Source organism: Halomonas sp. Mc5H-6, from assembly GCF_024124705.1.
Taxonomy (GTDB): Bacteria; Pseudomonadota; Gammaproteobacteria; order Pseudomonadales; family Halomonadaceae; genus Vreelandella; species Vreelandella subterranea.
Window position 1 is genome coordinate 1 of the sequence record NZ_JAMXSI010000010.1, and the last position, 20,871, is coordinate 20,871.

A 20,871-nucleotide genomic window follows, 5' to 3' on the forward strand; every position below is an offset into this window, starting at 1 on the left:
TTCCGCCTAAAAGGCGGGAAACGGGCAAAAAACACACACATAACGGGAGAAGCGTGTCTGAATCTTTGATTTTTTGTCGACTCAAACCGCGATTGGCGATAATCGGCAGTTATTCAGACCTTCCTTAACTTTTGGCAGTAGTTTTCGCGCTGCTGGCGCATCCGGTAAGATAGACGTTTTCCCAGATGGGGCAAGGACATGAGCATCGGTAACCTGATGCGGCTGCTAAGCGATGGCGAGGTTCATTCCGGTGAACAGCTAGGCGAGGCGCTAGGCGTTTCACGCGCTGCCGTTTGGAAGCAGCTAAAAAAGCTAGAGGCGTTAGGCGTGTCGCTGGTGGCGGTAAAGGGGCGTGGCTATCGCCTCGCCCAACCTTTGGAGCCGCTGGTCGGGGCAAAAATCGTGGAGCGTCTGCCTGCTTCGGCACGCCATCACCTTGCCCGCCTGTTTGTTGAAGACCACTTGCCCTCGAGCAATGCCTACCTGCGTGAGCGGTTCGAGCAGGGAGCTGGCCATGCAGAGGTGTGTCTCGTCGAGTTGCAAACGGCGGGTCGTGGTCGGCGTGGGCGGGTATGGACAACGCCCTGGGGGCAAAGTCTGATGCTCTCGGTCGGCTGGCGTTTCGAAGCAGGTGTGAATGCCCTGGAAGGCTTGAGCCTGGCCGTTGGCGTGGTGGTCGCCCAGGTGCTTGAGCAGCACGGCGTCGCCCCTCGGTTGAAATGGCCCAACGATATTTTACTGGCACAGCGCGACAGCGATGAATTGGGCAAGCTGGCAGGGATATTGGTAGAGGTGACCGGGGATGCGGCCGGCCCGTGCGAGGTAGTAATCGGCATGGGAATGAACCTCTCGCTGCCCGAAGCGATGCGAGAAGCCATTGAGCAGCCGGTAGCGGCGCTGTTTGATGACTTGCCATCGCTTTCCCGTAACCAACTGGCGGCGGATGTCGTGGCGGGGCTGCTTGCCATGCTGGCCGGTTTTGAACAGCAGGGTTTCGCGTCTTGGCGCACTGCCTGGAATGAGCGACACGCTTATGCTGACCAACCCATTCGTGTCACTCAGGGTAGCCAGGTTTACGACGCGGTCGCGGGCGATGTGGACGACAGTGGCAGCCTGTGGGTAACGGCATCCGGGCAGTCAAAGCGCTTGTCGGGCGGTGAAATCAGCGTGCGCAGGCGCTTATGATTCTGGATCTAGATATCGGCAATACCTTGTCCAAGTGGCGCCTGAAAGATGCTGACAGCAGTGAAATAAGGTCGCGGGGGGCTGTTTGGACACGCGAGGAGTGGCGGCCGGGGGCTGACATACCCGATCTCGATGTGGTCGAAGCCGTACGGATTTCCAGTGTTGCCCGGGCGGCCGTGCTGAATGAGACCGTAGGGCTGCTGCGTCGGCGCGTTCGGAATGTTCACGTTGCCCGTTCAACCGCTGAGGCGCTGGGCGTGGTCAACGGCTACGAAGAGCCTGAGCGGTTAGGCGTAGACCGTTGGTTGGGTGCGCTGGCGGGCTATCAACTGGCGGGCGGCTGCTGTGCGGTGGACTGTGGGAGTGCCATCACCATCGACTTCGTGCTGCCAGGCGGGCAGCACCTGGGTGGCTTTATTGTACCCGGCCTGCGCCTGATGAAGGAGAGCCTGAAGCTGGGAACGCGGAACGTGGCGATTGACCCGGAAAGCGAAGCGGATGCCTTGCTGGAGCCGGGACGGCGAACGGTCGACGCCGTGAACCATGGTATTTACATGGCAGCGGTGAGCGCCATCAACCGCATTTACAGCGAGGTGTGCGACCAGGAGGGTGTGGCACTGCCAATGCTGCTGACGGGGGGCGATGCCCGCGTGGTCTCCCGAGGCGTGCAGGTGCCCCATGCGGTGTGGCCTGATATGGTCTACGGCGGGCTTGAAGCGCGCTTTCCGCTCACCTTTGCCGAACGCGCGGGCAAGATGTCCGGCGCCCCCCGGGTGCCGGAGCCGGTGTCATTGGAAAAAATTCGTGCGGGCCTTGCATTCTCCATGCTGCTTTGACAGAATGCAGCGCGTTCCAAGGCATGCGGGCAGCATTTTTAGGGCGATAAAACCCTATGGTGTTGAAGCCAAAGGTCGTTGTAGTCACTGCAAATTAAAGTGAGCTTGACACCGCTTTGGAGCTTGGCATAATGTGCCGCCTCAGTTGGAGAGGTTCCCGAGTGGCCAAAGGGAGCAGACTGTAAATCTGCCGCGAAAGCTTCGAAGGTTCGAATCCTTCCCTCTCCACCAGTTTTAAGCGTCAGCGACAAATGTCGATGCCGTAGAATGAAAGCCGGAAGTGGGCGATATCGCGAGCAAGCGCGCTGCGGATGATCATTCTGAAGCAAGTTGCGCGGGCGTAGTTCAATGGTAGAACCTCAGCCTTCCAAGCTGATGGTGCGGGTTCGATTCCCGCCGCCCGCTCCAGTTAAGTGCTTAGCTTGTGTAAGTGCTTGTTACTTGGTTTGTGTAAGTGCTTGGCTCATGTAGCTCAGGGGTAGAGCACACCCTTGGTAAGGGTGAGGTCGACGGTTCAAATCCGTCCATGAGCTCCATATTCAAAAAAAGCGAGCGATGCTCGCTTTTTTTGTCGCTGCCGCCAGTTGTTTGATGGAAATCGGTTGGTGTGAGCAAGGGTTGTCAGGCGGCTTTTTGTCCGCTATTATGACGCCCGCTGTTGCGTAGGCTGAAAGTTTCCTGCGTTAATTTTGATACAGGCCAGTAGCTCAATTGGCAGAGCAGCGGTCTCCAAAACCGCAGGTTGGGGGTTCGATTCCCTCCTGGCCTGCCAATCTTCCCCAGATTGGTATGTCTTTTAAAGAATTCCTTTGCCGCTTGCTGCACCCTGAGGAGTCTCGTTTTTATGAAGCCGAGTTCTGTAAAACATGGCGCTGAGGTGCAACAGTCGCGCCATGACGGGCTCAAGTGGGCTGCAGTCATTGCGTTGCTCGTCGTTGCCGTTGTAGGTAATACCTATTTTGCCGATATTGGCCTGATCTACCGTGTGCTGGGTGTCGTGGTGCTATGTGTCGCAGCGGGTCTGCTGGCGCTTACCACGACCAAGGGGCGTGAGCTGGTAGAGCTGGCAATAAGCGCTAAGAAAGAGATTCAGCGCGTTGTATGGCCAACTCGGCCTGAAACCATTCAGACCACGGCCATTGTGCTCGTCGCCGTGCTGGTGGTCGGGCTGATGCTTTGGTTGATTGACACTCTTCTTGGCTGGGCGATGTCCGGCGTTATTGGTTAGGAGCTTGCATGTCCAAACGTTGGTACGTCGTTCACGCCTATTCCGGCTTTGAGAAGCACGTGATGCGCTCCCTGATCGAGCGCGTCAAGATGTACGGCGTGGAAGATCGTTTTGGCGAGATTCTGGTGCCGACCGAAGAAGTCGTTGAAATGCGCGATGGCAAGCGTCGCAAGAGCGAGCGCAAGTTCTATCCAGGCTATGTGCTTGTCGAGATGGAAATGGCCGACGATACCTGGCACCTGGTCAACGAAACCCCCCGCGTGATGGGGTTTATCGGTGGCACCAAAGAAAAGCCGGCGCCCATTACCACCCGGGAAGCCGATGCCATCCTGCGGCGAGTCAAAGACGGTACCGACAGGCCGCGGCCCAAGCATATGTTTGAGCCGGGTCAGTCTGTCCGCGTTGTGGATGGGCCCTTCGCCGACTTCAATGGCGTTGTGGAAGAGGTCAATTACGAGAAAAGCCGTCTGCAGGTCAGCGTCCTGATCTTCGGGCGTGCCACGCCTGTCGAGCTTGAGTTTGCGCAGGTAGAGAAAGAATAACCGCGATAGCCTGGCGGTCAGCAGTCGCCAGGTGTTTGCGATGCGTCATGTTATGATTTGATTCGTGTCAGGTGGCGGTGCCGCCAACTGACTGTTACCGGGGAGCCGAAAGGCGCTATCACCCAACTGGAGTAAAACGATGGCCAAGAAAGTACAGGCTTACATCAAGCTGCAGGTTGCTGCAGGTAAAGCCAATCCTAGTCCGCCCGTCGGCCCTGCGCTGGGTCAGCACGGCGTGAACATCATGGAATTCTGTAAGGCGTTCAACGCAGAGACTCAGGACATCGAGCCTGGCCTGCCGACGCCTGTCGTGATTACGGTCTACTCTGACCGCAGCTTCACGTTCATTACCAAGACGCCACCGGCGGCTGTGCTGCTCAAGAAAGCAGCCGGCATCAAGTCGGGTTCTGGCGAGCCGAACAAGAAGAAGGTCGGCACGGTAACGCGCGAACAGCTTGAAGAAATCGCCACGACCAAAGAGCCGGATTTGACAGCGGCTGACATGGACGCAGCGGTTCGCACCATCGCGGGTAGTGCCCGTAGCATGGGCCTCAACGTGGAGGGTCTCTAATCATGGCGAAACTTACCAAGCGTGCCAAGCAGATTCGTGAAAAGGTCGACACCAACAAGGTCTATTCCCTTGAAGAAGCGGTTGCCCTCCTCTCCGAGCTGTCGACGGTCAAGTTCAAGGAGTCTGTCGACGTGGCGATCAACCTTGGCGTTGACCCGCGTAAATCAGACCAGGTAGTGCGTGGCGCCACCGTCATGCCCAACGGTACCGGTAAAGACGTGCGTGTTGCGGTCTTCACCCAGGGTGCCAATGCCGATGCCGCTAAAGAAGCAGGTGCCGACATTGTGGGTATGGACGATCTGGCCGAGCAGGTGAAGAAAGGCGTGATGGATTTTGACGTCGTGATTGCTTCTCCTGACGCCATGCGTGTTGTCGGTCAGCTGGGTCAGATTCTGGGTCCGCGTGGCCTGATGCCTAACCCGAAAGTGGGTACCGTCACACCCGATGTGGCGACAGCGGTCAAGAACGCCAAGGCGGGTCAGGTTCGCTTCCGTACCGACAAGAACGGCATCATCCACACCACAGTCGGTAAGGTGGATTTCGATGCGGCGTCTATCAACGGCAACGTCGAAGCACTGGTCGCCGACCTGAAGCGTCTCAAGCCGAGCACGTCAAAAGGCATCTACTTTAAGAAAGTCACCCTGTCTACTACCATGGGCCCGGGTTTGACAATCGATCATTCCGCTTACGTATAAGCGGGTGTTCGTCAGGTTTTAGCAACAACCGAGCAATAACTTTGCGGTCCCTCGGTCAGGCCGAGGCACCGTCAAAGACCGCAGGTGCCGCGCTTCGAACGTATGCAGTTGGTACTGGAAAGCGCGGCTTAATTGCTCAAAGCGCCTGCGCAGATGGTGTGGCCGCCAGTTGGTACGCTTTTTAGCAAACCGCTTTCTGGTGAGCACCATCCCTAAGGCTTCCAGCGTTGATCGACTGATCACCTGGAAGAGATGGTAACCACCGAGACTTATAACAGGTTTCGGCACGAAGGAGTGATCACTGTGCCACTAGCACTTGAAGGCAAGAAAGCGATTGTTGCCGAGGTCAGTGAAGCGGCCAAGGACGCACTCTCCGTCGTAGTTGCCGATTCTCGCGGTGTGACGGTCAGCAAGATGACCGATCTGCGCAAGCAGGCACGTGAGAATGGCGTCCAGCTGCGTGTTGTCCGCAACACCCTGGCGCGTCGCGCCCTCGAAGGCACCCAGTGGGAATGCCTGACCGAGAGCTTCGTGGGTCCAACTCTGTTGGCCTTCTCGACTGATCATCCGGGCGCTGCCGCTCGTTTGTTCAAAGAGTTTGCCAAAGATGACAAAGACTTCGAAGTCAAGGCGCTGGCCTACGAAGGTGAGCTGATCCCGGCTGCTGACATCGACCGTCTGGCAACCCTGCCGACTTATGACGAAGCAATTGCGAAGCTGATGTCGGTAATGAAAGAAGCCTCCGCTGGCAAGCTGGTTCGCACCCTGGCCGCTCTGCGCGACCAGAAAGAAGAAGCGGCGTAAACGCTTCTCCTGTGCAACTTGAGGTTGCTTGAACCGAGCAATGAATCCCGAGTCGTCGGCAAACCGAGACTCCCGCAAAGTTAGGAATGAAACAATGGCACTGACCAAAGACGATATCATCAATGCTGTAGCCGACATGTCCGTCATGGAAGTTGTCGAGCTTATCGAAGCAATGGAAGAAAAATTCGGCGTTTCTGCAGCGGCAGCTGTTGTGGCTGGCCCTGGCGGCGGCGAAGCGGCTGTTGAAGAAGAGCAGACCGAGTTCGACCTAGTGCTGGCCTCTGCCGGTGACAAGAAAGTTAACGTCATCAAAGCAGTGCGTGAGATCACCGGTCTTGGCCTTAAGGAAGCTAAGGGTGCCGTTGACGGCGCGCCGGCGACCATCAAAGAAGGCATGGCCAAGGAAGACGCTGAAGCAGCCAAGGCAAAGCTGGAAGAAGCGGGCGCAACCGTCGAGCTCAAGTAATTCTTGTGCCGATGGCTTCACGCGCTGCGTAAGCTTCCACGGCTGGCGGCGGGAACTCCCGCTGCCGGCCTTTTTCTGTTGTAACTGAACGGTGAAGCAGAATCGTTGTAGTACGGTTATCGCAAGACTGTTATCGATCAAGATTTTCGACGGCGAGCTACCCGATCAGGAGCTTGCTGTTCGCGTCTGACACGGCCGCAGGGCAGATGACCACGCATCGGTCACCCATGGTGAACAAGCTGGGGAATACAGATGGCTTACTCATATACTGAGAAAAAACGCATCCGCAAGGATTTCGGCAAACTGCCACAAGTGATGGATGTGCCTTACTTGCTGGCCATCCAGCTTGATTCCTATTACGACTTCCTCCAGCAAGATCGTTCGCCCGACGAGCGGCACGAGATCGGTCTGCACGCGGCATTCAAGTCCGTGTTTCCGATCGAGAGCTTCTCCGGTAATGCGGCGCTTGAGTATGTCAGCTACCGGTTCGGCACGCCGGCGTTCGATGTTAAGGAGTGCCAGCTGCGCGGAGTTACCTATTCCGCGCCGCTGCGCGTCAAGGTTCGCTTGATCATTTATGATCGCGATTCCTCGAATAAAGCAATCAAAGATATTAAAGAGCAAGAAGTCTACATGGGGGAAATCCCCCTGATGACGGAGAACGGTACCTTTGTGATCAACGGTACCGAGCGGGTCATTGTGTCCCAGCTCCACCGCAGCCCCGGTGTTTTCTTCGACCATGACAAGGGCAAGAGCCACTCATCCGGCAAACTGCTCTATTCCGCGCGGGTGATTCCTTACCGCGGTTCCTGGCTGGATTTCGAGTTCGATCCCAAAGACAACGTCTTTGTGCGCATTGACCGTCGCCGTAAACTACCGGCCACGGTTCTGATGCGTGCGCTGGGAATGAGCGCGGAAGAGATCCTCGACGAATTCTTTGAAACCAGCATTTTCCACGTTGAGAAGTCAGGCTTTTCCGTGGAGCTGGTGCCGTCGCGGCTGCGTGGTGAAACCGCTACCTTCGATATCAAGGACGGCAGCGGGGAGACCATCGTTGAAGAAGGTCGCCGGATTACCCAGAAGCACATCCGCCAGCTCGAGAAAGCAGGACTTGAGCGCCTGGACGTGCCGATGGAGTACCTGTTCGGTAAAACCCTGGCCAAGGACCAGGTCGACAGCAAGACTGGCGAGCTGATCTGCCCGTGTAATACCGAAATTACCCCGGACGTACTCGAGGCCATGGCCAAGGGCGGTATCAAGCGGATTGAAACGCTGTATACCAACGACCTGGACTGCGGCTCGTTCATTTCCGACACGCTGAAGCTGGACACCACAGGGTCGCAGCTGGAAGCGCTGGTGGAAATCTACCGCATGATGCGCCCCGGCGAGCCGCCCACCAAGGAAGCCGCCGAGACGCTGTTCCACAACCTGTTCTTCACTGAGGACCGCTACGACCTGTCGGGCGTGGGCCGCATGAAGTTCAATCGTCGCCTGCGTCGTGAAGGCGATACCGGCTCTGGCATACTGGACCGCAAAGATATCCTCGACGTGCTGCGCGAGCTGATCAACATCCGTAACGGCTTCGGCGACGTTGACGACATCGACCACCTGGGTAACCGTCGCATTCGCTGCGTTGGCGAAATGGCCGAAAACCAGTTCCGTGTCGGCCTGGTACGTGTCGAGCGCGCCGTGAAAGAGCGTCTTTCCATGGCGGAAAGCGAAGGCCTGATGCCGCAAGACCTGATCAACGCCAAGCCGGTGGCGGCGGCGGTGAAAGAGTTCTTCGGCTCCTCGCAGCTTTCCCAGTTCATGGACCAGAACAACCCGCTCTCCGAGGTGACCCACAAGCGCCGTGTTTCAGCACTCGGCCCGGGTGGTCTGACCCGCGAGCGTGCCGGCTTCGAAGTACGTGACGTACACGCCACGCACTACGGCCGTCTGTGCCCGATCGAAACGCCGGAAGGCCCGAACATCGGCCTGATCAACTCGCTGGCCACCTACAGCCATACCAACAGCTACGGCTTCCTGGAGACGCCTTACCGTAAGGTCGTGGACCGCCAGTTGACCGACGATATCGTTCACCTCTCGGCGATCGAAGAGGGTGACTACGTTATCGCCCAGGCATCGGCGGCCGTGGATGAATCCGGCAAGCTGAGCGACGATTTGGTGCAGGCGCGTCACAAGGGCGAAACCACCTTCATGCGCCCTGAGCAGGTCACGCTGATGGATGTGTCGCCGCGCCAGGTGGTGTCGGTGGCAGCGGCATTGATTCCTTTCCTTGAGCACGATGACGCCAACCGTGCCTTGATGGGTTCCAACATGCAGCGCCAGGCGGTGCCCACGCTGCGTGCCGAGAAGCCGCTGGTGGGTACGGGCATGGAACGCTTCGTTGCCCGTGACTCGGGTGTCTGTGCCGTTGCCCGTCGTGGCGGCGTGATCGACTCCGTCGATGCGCGTCGCGTGGTGGTGCGGGTCAATGAAGACGAGATCATCGGCGGCGAAGCCGGGGTCGATATCTACAACCTGACCAAGTACACCCGCTCCAACCAGAATACCTGTATGAACCAGCGCCCCATCGTGCGGCCTGGTGACGACGTGGCGCGTGGCGATATCCTCGCCGATGGCCCGTCGGTGGACATGGGCGATCTGGCGCTGGGTCAGAACATGCGCATCGCCTTCATGCCCTGGAACGGCTACAACTTCGAGGACTCCATCCTGCTTTCCGAGCGGGCGGCCCAAGAAGACCGTTTCACCACCATTCACATCCAGGAACTGACCAGCGTGTCCCGTGACACCAAGCTGGGCCCGGAAGAGATTACCTCGGATATCCCCAACGTCGGTGAATCGGCGCTTGGCAAGCTGGACGAGGCCGGTGTCGTCTACATCGGTGCCGAAGTCGGCCCGGGTGACATCCTGGTCGGTAAGGTAACGCCGAAAGGTGAAACCCAGCTGACGCCGGAAGAAAAGCTGCTACGTGCCATCTTCGGCGAGAAAGCATCTGACGTTAAAGACACCTCGCTACGTGCTCCGACCGGCATGAAAGGCACGGTCATCGACGTTCAGGTGTTTACCCGCGACGGCGTCGAAAAGGACTCGCGTGCTCTGGCCATCGAGCAGATGCAGCTGGATGAAGTGCGCAAGGACCTGCAGGAAACCTACCGTATCGCTGAAGACGCGACCTTCGAGCGTCTCAAGCGGACCCTGGAAGGGCAGGTGGTCAATGGCGGCCCGAACCTGAAGAAAGGCGATACCCTTGATGCCGCGTACCTGGACGAGCTGCCGCGTCAGCAGTGGTTCAAGCTGCGCATGCAGGATGAAAGCGTTAACGAGCTGTTGGCCCAGGCCGATGAGCAGCTGGAAAATCGTCGTAAAGAAATGGACGAGCGCTTTGAAGACAAGAAGCGCAAGCTGACCCAGGGCGATGATCTTGCGCCGGGCGTGCTGAAGATCGTCAAGGTCTACATGGCCGTGAAGCGTCGCATCCAGCCGGGCGACAAGATGGCTGGCCGTCACGGTAACAAGGGTGTTATATCGGCGATCATGCCCATCGAAGACATGCCGTTCGACGATCAGGGCGAGCCGGTCGACGTCGTGCTGAACCCCTTGGGCGTACCGTCGCGGATGAACGTGGGTCAGATTCTTGAAACCCACCTGGGCATGGCGGCGCGTGGTCTCGGTGTCAAGATCGAAGCCATGCTGCGCGACGCCCGTGAACAGCAAGTGGCAGAAATTCGCGACTTCCTGGGGCAGGTCTATAACACGCCAGGTACCCGTGTCGAAGACATCGACTCGCTGAGCGATGACGAAGTCATTGCGCTGGCGAAGAATCTCAAGGCGGGTGTGCCTATGGCAACGCCGGTGTTTGACGGTGCTCAAGAGCACGAGATCAAGCATCTGCTCAAGCTGGCGGACATTCCCGAGTCGGGTCAGATGACCTTGTACGACGGCCGTAGCGGGGATGCGTTTGACCGCCCTGTTACCGTTGGCTACATGTACATGCTCAAGCTGAACCACTTGGTCGACGATAAGATGCACGCGCGTTCTACCGGTTCTTACTCGCTCGTCACCCAGCAGCCGCTGGGCGGTAAAGCGCAGTTCGGTGGTCAGCGCTTTGGTGAGATGGAAGTGTGGGCGCTGGAAGCTTATGGCGCGGCCTACACGCTGCAAGAGATGCTCACCGTCAAATCGGACGACGTCGAAGGGCGCACCAAGATGTATAAGAACATCGTGGATGGCGACCACACCATGCAGGCAGGCATGCCGGAATCCTTCAACGTACTCGTGAAGGAAATCCGCTCGCTGGGCATCGATATCGAGTTAGAGAGCTAGGAGCCGTCCCATGAAAGATTTGGTGAAAGTACTCAAATCGCAATCTCAGTCCGAAGAGTTTGACGCGATCAAGATTACCCTGGCGTCGCCGGACATGATTCGCTCCTGGTCGTTTGGCGAGGTGAAGAAGCCCGAGACCATCAACTACCGCACCTTTAAACCGGAGCGGGATGGTCTGTTCTGCGCCAAGATCTTCGGCCCAGTCAAAGACTACGAGTGTTTGTGCGGCAAGTACAAGCGCATGAAGCACCGCGGCATCATCTGTGAAAAGTGTGGCGTAGAAGTGACCAAGGCCGCCGTGCGCCGTGAGCGCATGGGGCATATCGAGCTTGCCTCGCCGGTTGCCCACATCTGGTTCCTGAAATCACTGCCGTCACGTATCGGCATGTTCCTCGATATGACCCTGCGTGATATCGAGCGCGTGCTGTACTTCGAAAGCTTTGTGGTGATCGATCCGGGCATGACCACGCTGGAGCGTGGTCAGCTGTTGAACGATGAGCAGTATTTCGAAGCGCTGGAAGAATTCGGCGACGACTTCGATGCCCGTATGGGCGCCGAAGCCGTTCAGGAGCTGCTCAAAGACATCGATCTGGAAGAAGAGATCAACCATCTGCGCGAAGAGATTCCGCAGACCAACTCTGAAACCAAGATCAAGAAGCTCTCCAAGCGCCTGAAGCTGCTTGAAGCCTTCTACCACTCCGGCAACGCGCCGGCGTGGATGGTCATGGAAGTGCTGCCTGTGCTGCCGCCGGATCTGCGTCCGCTGGTACCGCTGGACGGTGGCCGCTTCGCGACCTCGGATCTCAACGACCTTTACCGTCGTGTGATCAACCGCAACAACCGCCTGAAGCGTCTGCTCGACCTCAACGCGCCGGATATCATCGTGCGCAACGAGAAGCGTATGCTTCAGGAAGCGGTCGATGCGCTGCTGGATAACGGCCGCCGCGGCCGTGCGATTACCGGCACCAACAAGCGTCCGCTGAAATCGCTTGCCGACATGATCAAGGGTAAGCAGGGCCGCTTCCGCCAGAACCTGCTGGGTAAGCGCGTCGACTACTCGGGCCGTTCGGTGATTACCGTGGGGCCGACCCTGCGTCTGCACCAGTGCGGTCTGCCCAAGAAAATGGCATTGGAGCTGTTCAAGCCGTTTATCTACTCCAAGCTGCAGTCGCTGGACTACGCGTCAACGATCAAAGCCGCCAAGAAGATGGTCGAGCGCGAACTGCCGGAAGTGTGGGATATCCTCGCCGATGTTATCCGCGAGCATCCGGTCATGCTCAACCGCGCACCGACGCTGCACCGCTTGGGTATCCAGGCGTTTGAGCCGCTGCTGATCGAAGGCAAGGCGATCCAGCTGCACCCGCTGGTGTGTGCCGCCTACAACGCCGACTTTGACGGGGACCAGATGGCGGTCCACGTACCGCTGACGCTGGAAGCTCAGCTCGAAGCCCGGGCGCTGATGATGGCGACCAACAACGTGCTGTCGCCTGCCAATGGCGAACCGATCATCGTGCCCTCGCAGGACGTTGTTCTGGGGCTTTACTACATGACCCGGGAAAGGATCAACGATAAAGGCGAAGGCATGATCTTTTCCGGCCTCGACGAGGTCGAGCGCGCCTTTGGTACCAAGGCGGTATCGCTGCATGCGCGGGTTAAAGTCCGCCTGGACGAGGTGGACGTCGACGAAGAGACGGGCGAGCGCTCTCACCATCGCCGTGTTTACGACACCACGGTGGGTCGGGCATTGCTATTCCGCATCCTGCCGGAAGGCGTGCCGTTCGAGCTGATCGACCAGCCGATGAAAAAGAAGGCGATCTCCAGCCTGATCAACGAAGTCTATCGTCGTGCGGGCCTCAAGCCGACCGTCATCTTCGCTGACCAGTTGATGTATACCGGCTTCCGTCTGGCGACGATGTCAGGCGCCTCTATCGGCGTTAACGACTTTGTCATTCCCGAAGCGAAGACCGAAATCGTCGACGCCGCCGAGGCGGAAGTTAAGGAAATCGAAGACCAGTTCTCTTCTGGCCTGGTAACGGCGGGCGAGAAGTACAACAAGGTTATCGACATCTGGTCCAAGGCCAATGACAAAGTCGCCAAGGCGATGATGACCGGTATCTCGAAAGAGACGGTAACTGACCGCGACGGCAACGAAGTCGAACAGGATTCGTTTAACAGCGTCTTCATCATGGCCGACTCCGGTGCCCGTGGTAGTGCTGCCCAGATTCGTCAGCTGGCGGGTATGCGGGGTCTGATGGCCAAGCCGGACGGCTCGATCATCGAAACGCCGATCGTCGCCAACTTCCGTGAAGGCCTGAACGTACTGCAGTACTTCATCTCGACCCACGGCGCACGTAAAGGTCTTGCGGATACCGCACTGAAGACCGCCAACTCGGGTTACCTGACCCGTCGTCTGGTCGACGTGGCCCAGGATCTGGTGATCACTGAGAGCGATTGCGGTACCGAAAACGGCTTGACGCTGCACCCGATCATCGAAGGCGGCGATATCATCGTGCCGCTGTCCCAGCGTGTGCTGGGTCGTGTGGTGGCCCAGGATGTGGTCGACCCGGGCACGGAAGAAGTCCTTATCCCGCGCGGCACGCTCCTCGATGAAAAATGGTGTGCGTCGCTGGATACCATGGGCGTCGACGAAATCGTCGTTCGTTCGACGATTACCTGCGATACGCCCCATGGCGTGTGCTCCGCCTGTTACGGGCGTGACCTTGCTCGCGGTCATCAGGTCAACATCGGTGAATCTGTCGGCGTCATCGCCGCTCAATCCATCGGTGAGCCGGGTACCCAGCTCACCATGCGGACCTTCCACATCGGTGGTGCGGCGTCGCGGACATCCGCGGTGGACAGCGTCCAGGTCAAGCACGGTGGCAAGGTACGCCTGCACAACATCAAGCACGTCGAGCGTGCCGACGGCAAGCTGGTCGTGGTATCCCGCTCCAGCGCCCTGGCCGTTGCTGACGACCACGGTCGCGAGCGTGAGTACTACAAACTGCCCTACGGTGCCGAGCTATCCGTACGTGACGGCGATGTCGTCGATGCCGGTGCCACGGTGGCCAAGTGGGATCCGCACACTCACCCGATCGTTGCCGAAGTGGAAGGTAAGGCCCAGTTCATCGATCTCGACGAGGGTGTCACCATGCACCGTACCGTCGACGAGATGACCGGTCTGTCGTCCATCGAGGTGATCGAAGCCGCGGCACGCCCCATGGCCGGTCGCGACAAGCGCCCGATGGTCATGCTCAAGGATACCGCGGGCGAGTACGTCTCGGTCTCCGGGGCGAACACCCCGGTTCAGTACCTGCTGCCGGGTAAATCGATCATTTCCGTCGATGACGGAGCGCCGATCGGCGTGGGTGAAGTCGTGGCCCGTATTCCGGTCGAGGCGTCGGGCAACAAGGACATCACCGGTGGTCTGCCACGCGTGGCGGATCTGTTCGAGGCGCGTAAGCCGAAAGAATCGTCCATTCTGGCCGAGATCAGCGGTGTGGTGAGCTTTGGTAAGGAAACCAAGGGCAAGCGTCGCCTGACGATTACACCGGAATCCGGTGATCCGTTTGAAGCGCTGATCCCCAAATGGCGCCAGATTGCCGTCTTCGAAGGTGAAACGGTTGAGAAGGGCGAAGTGATTTCCGACGGGCCGAGCAACCCTCACGATATCCTGCGTCTGCTGGGTGTTGCCGAGCTTGCCAAGTACATCGCTGCCGAGGTTCAGGATGTTTATCGTCTGCAGGGCGTTGGCATCGATGACAAGCACATCGAAGTCATTGTGCGTCAGATGCTGCGCAAGGTAGAGATCACCGACTCGGGTGATTCCGACTTCATCACCGGCGATCAGGCTGAGCTTGTGCGGGTACTGGAGCAGAATGCCGCCCTCGAGAAGGAAGGCAAGTTCCCCGCCAAGTATCAGCGCTTGCTGCTGGGTATCACCAAGGCCAGCCTGGCCACCGAATCGTTCATTTCGGCGGCGTCGTTCCAGGAAACGACCCGCGTATTGACCGAAGCAGCGGTAACCGGCAAGCGCGATTATCTGCGCGGCCTGAAAGAAAACGTCGTAGTGGGTCGTCTGATTCCGGCAGGTACCGGTCTGACTCACCACGCGGAACGTCGTCGCAAACGCGAAGACGTAGAGCGCCTGTACAATCCCTCGGCAACCGAGGTAGAGCAGGAGCTGGGAGCTCAGTTGACCGCATTGGATTCCGACGACGAGCTCTAACATTGCGACCTGACCTTTTGGCATCACGGTCCTGCCGGTTTAGCGACCGGCGGGACTTGACGTCGGCTAGGGTCAGCCTTTAGAATGCGCAGCCTTTAACAGTGGGGTGGGTACGCCCGCAGCCGCTGGAAGGCCAGGCAACCATTGGAGTCAGCTAAACACCATGGCAACGATTAATCAGCTAGTGCGCAAGCCGCGTAAGCGCCCCGTCACCAAGAGTGACGTGCCCGCGCTTCAGGCTTGTCCGCAAAAGCGCGGCGTATGTACGCGCGTTTACACCACCACCCCGAAGAAGCCCAACTCGGCCCTGCGTAAGGTCTGCCGTGTGCGCCTTACCAACGGTTTCGAAGTGGCTTCCTATATCGGTGGTGAAGGTCACAACCTCCAGGAGCACTCTGTTGTGCTGATTCGCGGCGGTCGTGTGAAGGACTTGCCCGGTGTGCGTTATCACACCGTGCGCGGTGCCCTTGACACCTCTGGCGTACAGAATCGTAAGCAGGGTCGTTCCAAGTACGGTACCAAGCGTCCGAAGTCTTAAGTCGGTGCTGGGTCGCGTAAGCGGCATCCGTACGAGATGTTTATCACGTATATGATGGTCTGATAAGAGTAAGGTCGGGCGGCACTGAGCGATTTATTTGTGCGAGTTCCGAGTTTACCTGAAGGATCCTTAAATTGAGGGCTTATCATGCCTAGAAGAAGAGTTGTAGCTAAGCGCGAAATCCTGCCGGATCCCAAGTTCGGAAGTGAGCGCCTGGCGAAGTTCATGAACCACCTGATGTTCAGCGGCAAGAAGTCCATAGCTGAGCGCATTGTTTATGGTGCGTTGGACAAGGTTGCCGAGCGTAGTAAAGAAGAGCCGCTGGAAATCTTCGACAAGGCGCTGGAAGCTATCCAGCCCATGGTCGAGGTGAAGTCGCGCCGTGTCGGTGGTGCGACGTATCAGGTGCCGGTTGAAGTTCGTCCGTCACGTCGTCAGGCGCTTGCTATGCGCTGGCTGGTTGACGCGGCGCGTCGTCGCGGTGAGAAAACGATGGTTCAGCGTCTTGCAGGCGAAATGCTGGATGCCGCTGAAGGCAAAGGTTCTGCCGTCAAGAAGCGCGAAGACGTGCATCGTATGGCAGAAGCCAACAAGGCCTTCTCGCACTACCGTTTTTAAGATCAGCGTTTTTAAGATCGGCGCTTTTAATATCAGCGTTTTTAAATTCGGCGTTTTCTGGGGTTGTTTTTTTGCTGTATTGCGCTGTGTCGAGACAATTGGGCACCAATTCGCAACACACCGCCGCTATCGTGATCGATGGCGGCGGTGGCATAAGCAAAAAACGCGACACCAGATTCACGAGCATCGCCAACAAACGGGAGTTCCACCGTGGCACGCAAGACTCCACTAAATCGTTACCGTAATATCGGTATCGTCGCTCACGTCGACGCGGGTAAAACCACGACGACTGAGCGTGTACTATTCTACACCGGCCTTTCCCACAAAGTGGGTGAGGTGCACGACGGTGCGGCGACCATGGACTGGATGGAGCAGGAGCAGGAGCGTGGTATTACCATCACCTCAGCTGCAACCACCTGTTTCTGGCAGGGCATGAACAAGCAGTTCCCTGAGCACCGCATCAACATCATCGATACCCCGGGGCACGTTGACTTCACCATCGAAGTCGAGCGTTCTCTGCGCGTACTTGACGGCGCGGTTGTCGTGCTGTGCGGTTCCTCCGGCGTTCAGCCGCAGACCGAAACCGTATGGCGCCAGGCCAACAAGTACGAAGTGCCGCGCATGGTCTTCGTCAACAAGATGGACCGGACCGGCGCCGACTTCTTCATGGTCGTCGACCAGTTGAAAGAGCGCCTGGGTGCCAATGCCGTGCCGATCCAGATCAACTGGGGCACGGAAGAGAACTTCAAGGGCGTCATCGACCTGATCCAGATGAAGGGCATCCTTTGGGACGAAGAGAACCTGGGCATGAATTATGACCTGGTTGATATTCCCGAAGAGCTGGTCGAAACGGCAGAAACCTACCGCGAGCAGATGATCGAAGCCGCGGCAGAAGGTTCTGATGAGTTGATGGAAAAGTATCTCGAAGGTGGTGAGCTGACCACTGAAGAGATCAAGGCCGGTCTGCGTGCGCGTACCCTGGCTAACGAAATCGTCCTCATCACCTGCGGGTCCGCCTTCAAGAACAAGGGTGTTCAAGCGGTACTGGACTGCGTCATCGAGTACATGCCGTCGCCGACCGAAGTCAAGGCCATCGAAGGTGAGCTTGACGATAAAGACGGTACCATCGATACCCGTGAAGCCGACGACAATCAGCCGTTTGCTGCGCTGGCGTTCAAGATTGCCACCGACCCCTTTGTCGGCACCCTGACGTTTATCCGCGTCTATTCGGGCGTGCTGAATTCCGGTGACGGCGTCTACAACTCGGTCAAGAGCAAGAAAGAGCGCGTTGGCCGTATCGTTCAGATGCACTCGAATTCGCGTGAAGAGATCAAGGAAGTACGCGCCGGCGATATCGCGGCCTGTATCGGCCTGAAAGACGTCACGACCGGGGATACCCTGTGTGATATCAATCACAAGATCGTGCTTGAGCGTATGGAATTCCCCGACCCGGTTATCTCGGTAGCGGTTGAGCCGAAATCCAAGGCTGACCAGGAGAAGATGGGTGTTGCACTGGGTAAACTGGCCCAGGAAGACCCGTCCTTCCAGGTAAAAACCGACGAAGAGACTGGTCAGACGATCATTTCGGGAATGGGCGAGCTTCACCTCGATATTCTTGTCGACCGCATGCGTCGCGAGTTCAAGGTTGAAGCCAATATCGGTAAGCCGCAGGTGGCCTACCGTGAAACGATTCGCGGCAGCGTCGAGCAGGAAGGCAAGTTCGTACGCCAGTCTGGCGGTCGTGGTCAATACGGTCACGTTATCATGCGTATCGAGCCGTTGACCTACGAGGAGAAGGGTGAAGGGGATGATGAAATCTTCTTCAAGTTCAACTCGGAAATCGTCGGTGGTGTGGTTCCCAAGGAATACATCCCGGCAGTAGAGAAAGGGGCATATGAACAGCTGAAAAATGGCGTCATTGCGGGTTACCCGATGATTGACGTTAAAGTGACGCTGTTTGATGGCTCCTATCACGACGTGGACTCCAACGAGACTGCGTTCAAGATTGCTTCTTCTATGGCAGTGAAAGAAGGTGCCAGGAAAGCCAAGGCCGTGCTGCTGGAGCCGGTGATGAAGGTCGAAGTCGTGACCCCCGAAGAGTTTATGGGTGACGTCATGGGCGACCTGAACCGTCGTCGCGGCCTGGTCCAGGGCATGGATGATTCTTCTTCTGGTAAAATCATTCGTGCAACGGTGCCGCTGGGTGAGATGTTCGGTTACGCAACCGATCTCCGCTCGCAAACCCAGGGCCGTGCGAGCTACTCTATGGAGTTCGCGAAGTACGAGGAGGCGCCCTCCAGCGTCGTTGAAGCCGTCATCAACCAAAACGGTTAACCGTTAGCTAACGTAAAGAGGTTATAGCAGTGGCTAAGGAAAAATTTGAACGTTCCAAACCGCATATCAACGTCGGCACCATTGGTCACGTCGACCACGGTAAAACGACTCTGACTGCGGCCTTGACCCGCGTTTCCGCTGAAGTATTCGGTGGTGACTGGAGTGAGTTCGACGCTATCGATAACGCGCCGGAAGAGCGTGAGCGCGGTATCACCATCGCGACGTCTCACGTGGAATACCAGTCCGAGACGCGTCACTACGCGCACGTTGACTGCCCGGGGCACGCCGACTACGTCAAGAACATGATCACCGGTGCTGCGCAGATGGACGGCGCAATCCTGGTATGTTCTGCCGCCGACGGCCCGATGCCGCAGACGCGTGAGCACATCCTGCTGTCTCGTCAGGTTGGCGTTCCGTTCATCGTCGTGTTCCTGAACAAGGCGGACATGGTCGATGACGAAGAGCTGCTCGAGCTGGTTGAAATGGAAGTTCGTGAACTTCTCGACCAGTACGACTTCCCGGGTGACGACACGCCGATCATCACTGGCTCTGCACTGATGGCCCTTGAAGGCAAGGACGACAACGGCATGGGTACCACCGCCGTTGCCAACCTGATCAAGGCGCTGGATGACTACATCCCGGAGCCCGAGCGTGCCATCGATCAGCCGTTCCTGATGCCGATCGAAGACGTCTTCTCTATCTCTGGCCGCGGTACCGTTGTTACCGGTCGTGTAGAGCGTGGTGTCATCAAGGCAGGCGAAGAAGTCGAAATCGTGGGTATGCGCGACACGACCAAGACGGTCGTTACCGGCGTAGAAATGTTCCGCAAGCTGCTCGACGAAGGCCGTGCAGGCGAGAACGTTGGCGCCCTGCTGCGTGGTACCAAGCGTGATGACGTTGAGCGTGGTCAGGTTCTGGCGAAAACCGGCACCATCACTCCGCACACCGTTTTCGAAGCAGAAGTCTACGTACTGTCCAAAGAGGAAGGCGGTCGTCACACACCTTTCTTCAAGGGCTATCGTCCGCAGTTCTACTTCCGTACCACCGATGTCACCGGTACCTGTGAACTGCCGGAAGGCGTTGAGATGGTCATGCCGGGCGACAACGTGAAAATGGTTGTCACCCTGATCGCTCCGATCGCCATGGATGACGGTCTGCGCTTCGCGATTCGTGAAGGCGGCCGTACCGTCGGCGCGGGCGTTGTGGCCAAAATCATTCAGTAAGTAGATCCGCTGAATGTGAAAGGGGGCTCGATCGAGCCCCCTTTTCTGCGCACCTCTAGCAAATGTTTGACATGGGCTTTTGGCGTGCCTATAATGCGCATCCTTTGAATGCGTGGGTAGACGGCTCGCGCCGTCGACATCCATTGGAGTTTAGGGCAAATGCAGAACCAAAAGATTCGCATTCGGTTGAAAGCGTTCGACCATCGCCTGATCGATCAGTCCACAGCGGAGATTGTTGAAACCGCTAAGCGCACTGGTGCTCAGGTTCGTGGTCCGATTCCGCTGCCAACCAACCGCGAGCGCTACACCATTCTGATCTCGCCGCACGTCAACAAGGACGCGCGCGACCAGTATGAGATTCGTACGCACAAGCGTGTGCTCGATATCGTCGAGCCGACCGAGAAAACCGTTGATGCGCTGATGAAACTCGATCTCGCCGCTGGCGTAGACGTGCAAATCAAGCTCGACTAACCACACTAGACACTTGCGGCCCAGCGCTCATTACGCATTGACATTGAGCAGCAGCCGCCGCGCCGTGAGGCGCTACACAATGTGCTAGTGGAATGCTCTGGAAAGGGCAGCCATAGCGGGTGATAGCCCCGTACACTATAGGAGAACTGAGAATGACTATCGGTTTAGTCGGTAAAAAGGCCGGGATGACTCGTGTCTTTACCGAAGACGGTGCATCCGTGCCCGTAACCGTTATTGAGGTTGATCCTAACCGTGTTACACGCGTCAAATCTGTCGAGTCTGACGGTTACGCGGCGGTTCAGGTAACAACCGGCTCTCGCAAGGCCAAACACCTCAGCAAAGCCCAAGCGGGTCAATTTGCTAAAGCGGGTGTTGAGGCTGGTCGTTCACTGATGGAGTTTCGTCTGGAAGATGGCGAAGAAGCTCCTGAAGTCGGCGGCGAACTCACCGTATCCCTCTTCGAAGCTGGTCAGATGATCGATGTGACCGGTACCTCCAAGGGTAAAGGTTTCCAGGGTGCCGTTAAGCGCTGGAACTTCCGTACCCAAGACAACAGCCATGGTAACTCGCTGTCGCATCGTGCGCCGGGTTCTATCGGTATGTGTCAGACCCCGGGTCGCGTTTTCAAAGGCAAAAAGATGGCCGGTCAAATGGGTAACGCCCGTTGCACCGTGCAGAGCCTAGAGATCGTCCGTGTCGACGCCGAGCGTAACCTGCTGCTGATCAAGGGCGCCGTGCCGGGTGCAACCGGCAGTGACGTTATCGTTCGCAGCGCCGTTAAAGCAGGCTGAAGGGGATAATTACCA

Annotated in this window: 16 protein-coding genes and 4 tRNA genes; all 20 read left to right on the top strand. The window is 57.7% G+C overall.

The features are described from left to right. Nucleotides 1–198: 198 nt before the first annotated feature. The 20 genes from NH395_RS13595 to rplC all read left to right on the top strand — a co-directional run bounded on the left by NH395_RS13595 (nt 199) and on the right by rplC (nt 20,856). Nucleotides 199–1,185, top strand: a complete 987-nt coding sequence (locus NH395_RS13595; RefSeq protein ID WP_253025616.1) for a biotin--[acetyl-CoA-carboxylase] ligase — start codon at nt 199–201, stop codon at nt 1,183–1,185. Next, nucleotides 1,182–2,021: a type III pantothenate kinase gene (locus NH395_RS13600; protein ID WP_066318619.1), complete on the top strand. Its 840-nt coding sequence runs from the start codon at nt 1,182–1,184 to the stop codon at nt 2,019–2,021. The genes NH395_RS13595 and NH395_RS13600 overlap by 4 nt, the downstream gene beginning before the upstream one ends. A gap of 147 nt (nt 2,022–2,168) precedes the next feature. Continuing rightward, nucleotides 2,169–2,252, top strand: a tRNA-Tyr gene (locus tag NH395_RS13605). Nucleotides 2,253–2,355: 103 nt separating this feature from the next. Continuing rightward, nucleotides 2,356–2,429 (top strand) — tRNA-Gly (locus NH395_RS13610). A 53-nt stretch (nt 2,430–2,482) separates the two neighbouring features. Further along, nucleotides 2,483–2,557, top strand: a tRNA-Thr gene (locus NH395_RS13615). Between the two features lie 160 nt (nt 2,558–2,717). Then, nucleotides 2,718–2,793 (top strand) — tRNA-Trp (locus NH395_RS13620). Between the two features lie 72 nt (nt 2,794–2,865). Then, entirely contained in the window at nt 2,866–3,249 is a 384-nt protein-coding gene (secE, locus tag NH395_RS13625) for a preprotein translocase subunit SecE (RefSeq protein WP_085917608.1), read from the top strand. An 8-nt stretch (nt 3,250–3,257) separates the two neighbouring features. Further along, nucleotides 3,258–3,791, top strand: a complete 534-nt coding sequence (gene nusG, locus NH395_RS13630) for a transcription termination/antitermination protein NusG (protein WP_066318615.1) — start codon at nt 3,258–3,260, stop codon at nt 3,789–3,791. Nucleotides 3,792–3,930: 139 nt separating this feature from the next. After that, on the top strand, nt 3,931–4,362 hold the full coding sequence (gene rplK, locus NH395_RS13635) for a 50S ribosomal protein L11 (RefSeq protein WP_066318614.1): 432 nt from the start codon (nt 3,931–3,933) through the stop codon (nt 4,360–4,362). 2 nt (nt 4,363–4,364) lie between these two features. After that, a complete protein-coding gene (gene rplA / locus NH395_RS13640; RefSeq protein ID WP_066318611.1) occupies nt 4,365–5,057 on the top strand; it encodes a 50S ribosomal protein L1 in 693 nt (230 codons plus the stop codon). Between the two features lie 303 nt (nt 5,058–5,360). After that, entirely contained in the window at nt 5,361–5,861 is a 501-nt protein-coding gene (gene rplJ, locus NH395_RS13645; RefSeq protein ID WP_066318608.1) for a 50S ribosomal protein L10, read from the top strand. Nucleotides 5,862–5,955: 94 nt separating this feature from the next. After that, nucleotides 5,956–6,327 (top strand): 50S ribosomal protein L7/L12, encoded by a 372-nt coding sequence (gene rplL, locus NH395_RS13650; RefSeq protein WP_253025618.1) that lies wholly within the window; start codon nt 5,956–5,958, stop codon nt 6,325–6,327. A gap of 252 nt (nt 6,328–6,579) precedes the next feature. Next, nucleotides 6,580–10,656 (top strand): DNA-directed RNA polymerase subunit beta, encoded by a 4,077-nt coding sequence (gene rpoB, locus NH395_RS13655; protein ID WP_253025620.1) that lies wholly within the window; start codon nt 6,580–6,582, stop codon nt 10,654–10,656. Nucleotides 10,657–10,666: 10 nt separating this feature from the next. Further along, nucleotides 10,667–14,881 carry a DNA-directed RNA polymerase subunit beta' gene (gene rpoC / locus NH395_RS13660; RefSeq protein ID WP_066318587.1) on the top strand — a complete coding sequence of 1,405 codons (4,215 nt, stop codon included), beginning with the start codon at nt 10,667–10,669 and terminating at the stop codon, nt 14,879–14,881. Nucleotides 14,882–15,044: 163 nt separating this feature from the next. Beyond that, nucleotides 15,045–15,419: a 30S ribosomal protein S12 gene (rpsL, locus tag NH395_RS13665; protein WP_066318585.1), complete on the top strand. Its 375-nt coding sequence runs from the start codon at nt 15,045–15,047 to the stop codon at nt 15,417–15,419. 147 nt (nt 15,420–15,566) lie between these two features. Then, complete coding sequence (gene rpsG / locus NH395_RS13670; protein ID WP_027337504.1) at nt 15,567–16,037, top strand: 30S ribosomal protein S7; 471 nt, start codon at nt 15,567–15,569, stop codon at nt 16,035–16,037. A gap of 210 nt (nt 16,038–16,247) precedes the next feature. After that, nucleotides 16,248–18,371, top strand: a complete 2,124-nt coding sequence (gene fusA, locus NH395_RS13675) for an elongation factor G (RefSeq protein ID WP_066318583.1) — start codon at nt 16,248–16,250, stop codon at nt 18,369–18,371. A gap of 29 nt (nt 18,372–18,400) precedes the next feature. After that, nucleotides 18,401–19,594, top strand: coding sequence for an elongation factor Tu (gene tuf / locus NH395_RS13680; RefSeq protein ID WP_066318581.1), 1,194 nt, complete (start codon nt 18,401–18,403; stop codon nt 19,592–19,594). A gap of 159 nt (nt 19,595–19,753) precedes the next feature. Continuing rightward, entirely contained in the window at nt 19,754–20,065 is a 312-nt protein-coding gene (rpsJ, locus tag NH395_RS13685; RefSeq protein ID WP_009098983.1) for a 30S ribosomal protein S10, read from the top strand. Nucleotides 20,066–20,217: 152 nt separating this feature from the next. Then, nucleotides 20,218–20,856 (top strand): 50S ribosomal protein L3, encoded by a 639-nt coding sequence (rplC, locus tag NH395_RS13690; protein WP_066318578.1) that lies wholly within the window; start codon nt 20,218–20,220, stop codon nt 20,854–20,856. Nucleotides 20,857–20,871: the final 15 nt, after the last annotated feature.

Coding starts and splice junctions, on each gene's coding strand:
- NH395_RS13595 (WP_253025616.1), top strand. CDS start 199: ATGAGCATCGGTAACCTGATGCGGCTGCTAAGCGATGGCGAGGTTCAT.
- NH395_RS13600 (WP_066318619.1), top strand. CDS start 1,182: ATGATTCTGGATCTAGATATCGGCAATACCTTGTCCAAGTGGCGCCTG.
- secE (WP_085917608.1), top strand. CDS start 2,866: ATGAAGCCGAGTTCTGTAAAACATGGCGCTGAGGTGCAACAGTCGCGC.
- nusG (WP_066318615.1), top strand. CDS start 3,258: ATGTCCAAACGTTGGTACGTCGTTCACGCCTATTCCGGCTTTGAGAAG.
- rplK (WP_066318614.1), top strand. CDS start 3,931: ATGGCCAAGAAAGTACAGGCTTACATCAAGCTGCAGGTTGCTGCAGGT.
- rplA (WP_066318611.1), top strand. CDS start 4,365: ATGGCGAAACTTACCAAGCGTGCCAAGCAGATTCGTGAAAAGGTCGAC.
- rplL (WP_253025618.1), top strand. CDS start 5,956: ATGGCACTGACCAAAGACGATATCATCAATGCTGTAGCCGACATGTCC.
- rpoB (WP_253025620.1), top strand. CDS start 6,580: ATGGCTTACTCATATACTGAGAAAAAACGCATCCGCAAGGATTTCGGC.
- rpoC (WP_066318587.1), top strand. CDS start 10,667: ATGAAAGATTTGGTGAAAGTACTCAAATCGCAATCTCAGTCCGAAGAG.
- rpsL (WP_066318585.1), top strand. CDS start 15,045: ATGGCAACGATTAATCAGCTAGTGCGCAAGCCGCGTAAGCGCCCCGTC.
- rpsG (WP_027337504.1), top strand. CDS start 15,567: ATGCCTAGAAGAAGAGTTGTAGCTAAGCGCGAAATCCTGCCGGATCCC.
- rpsJ (WP_009098983.1), top strand. CDS start 19,754: ATGCAGAACCAAAAGATTCGCATTCGGTTGAAAGCGTTCGACCATCGC.
- rplC (WP_066318578.1), top strand. CDS start 20,218: ATGACTATCGGTTTAGTCGGTAAAAAGGCCGGGATGACTCGTGTCTTT.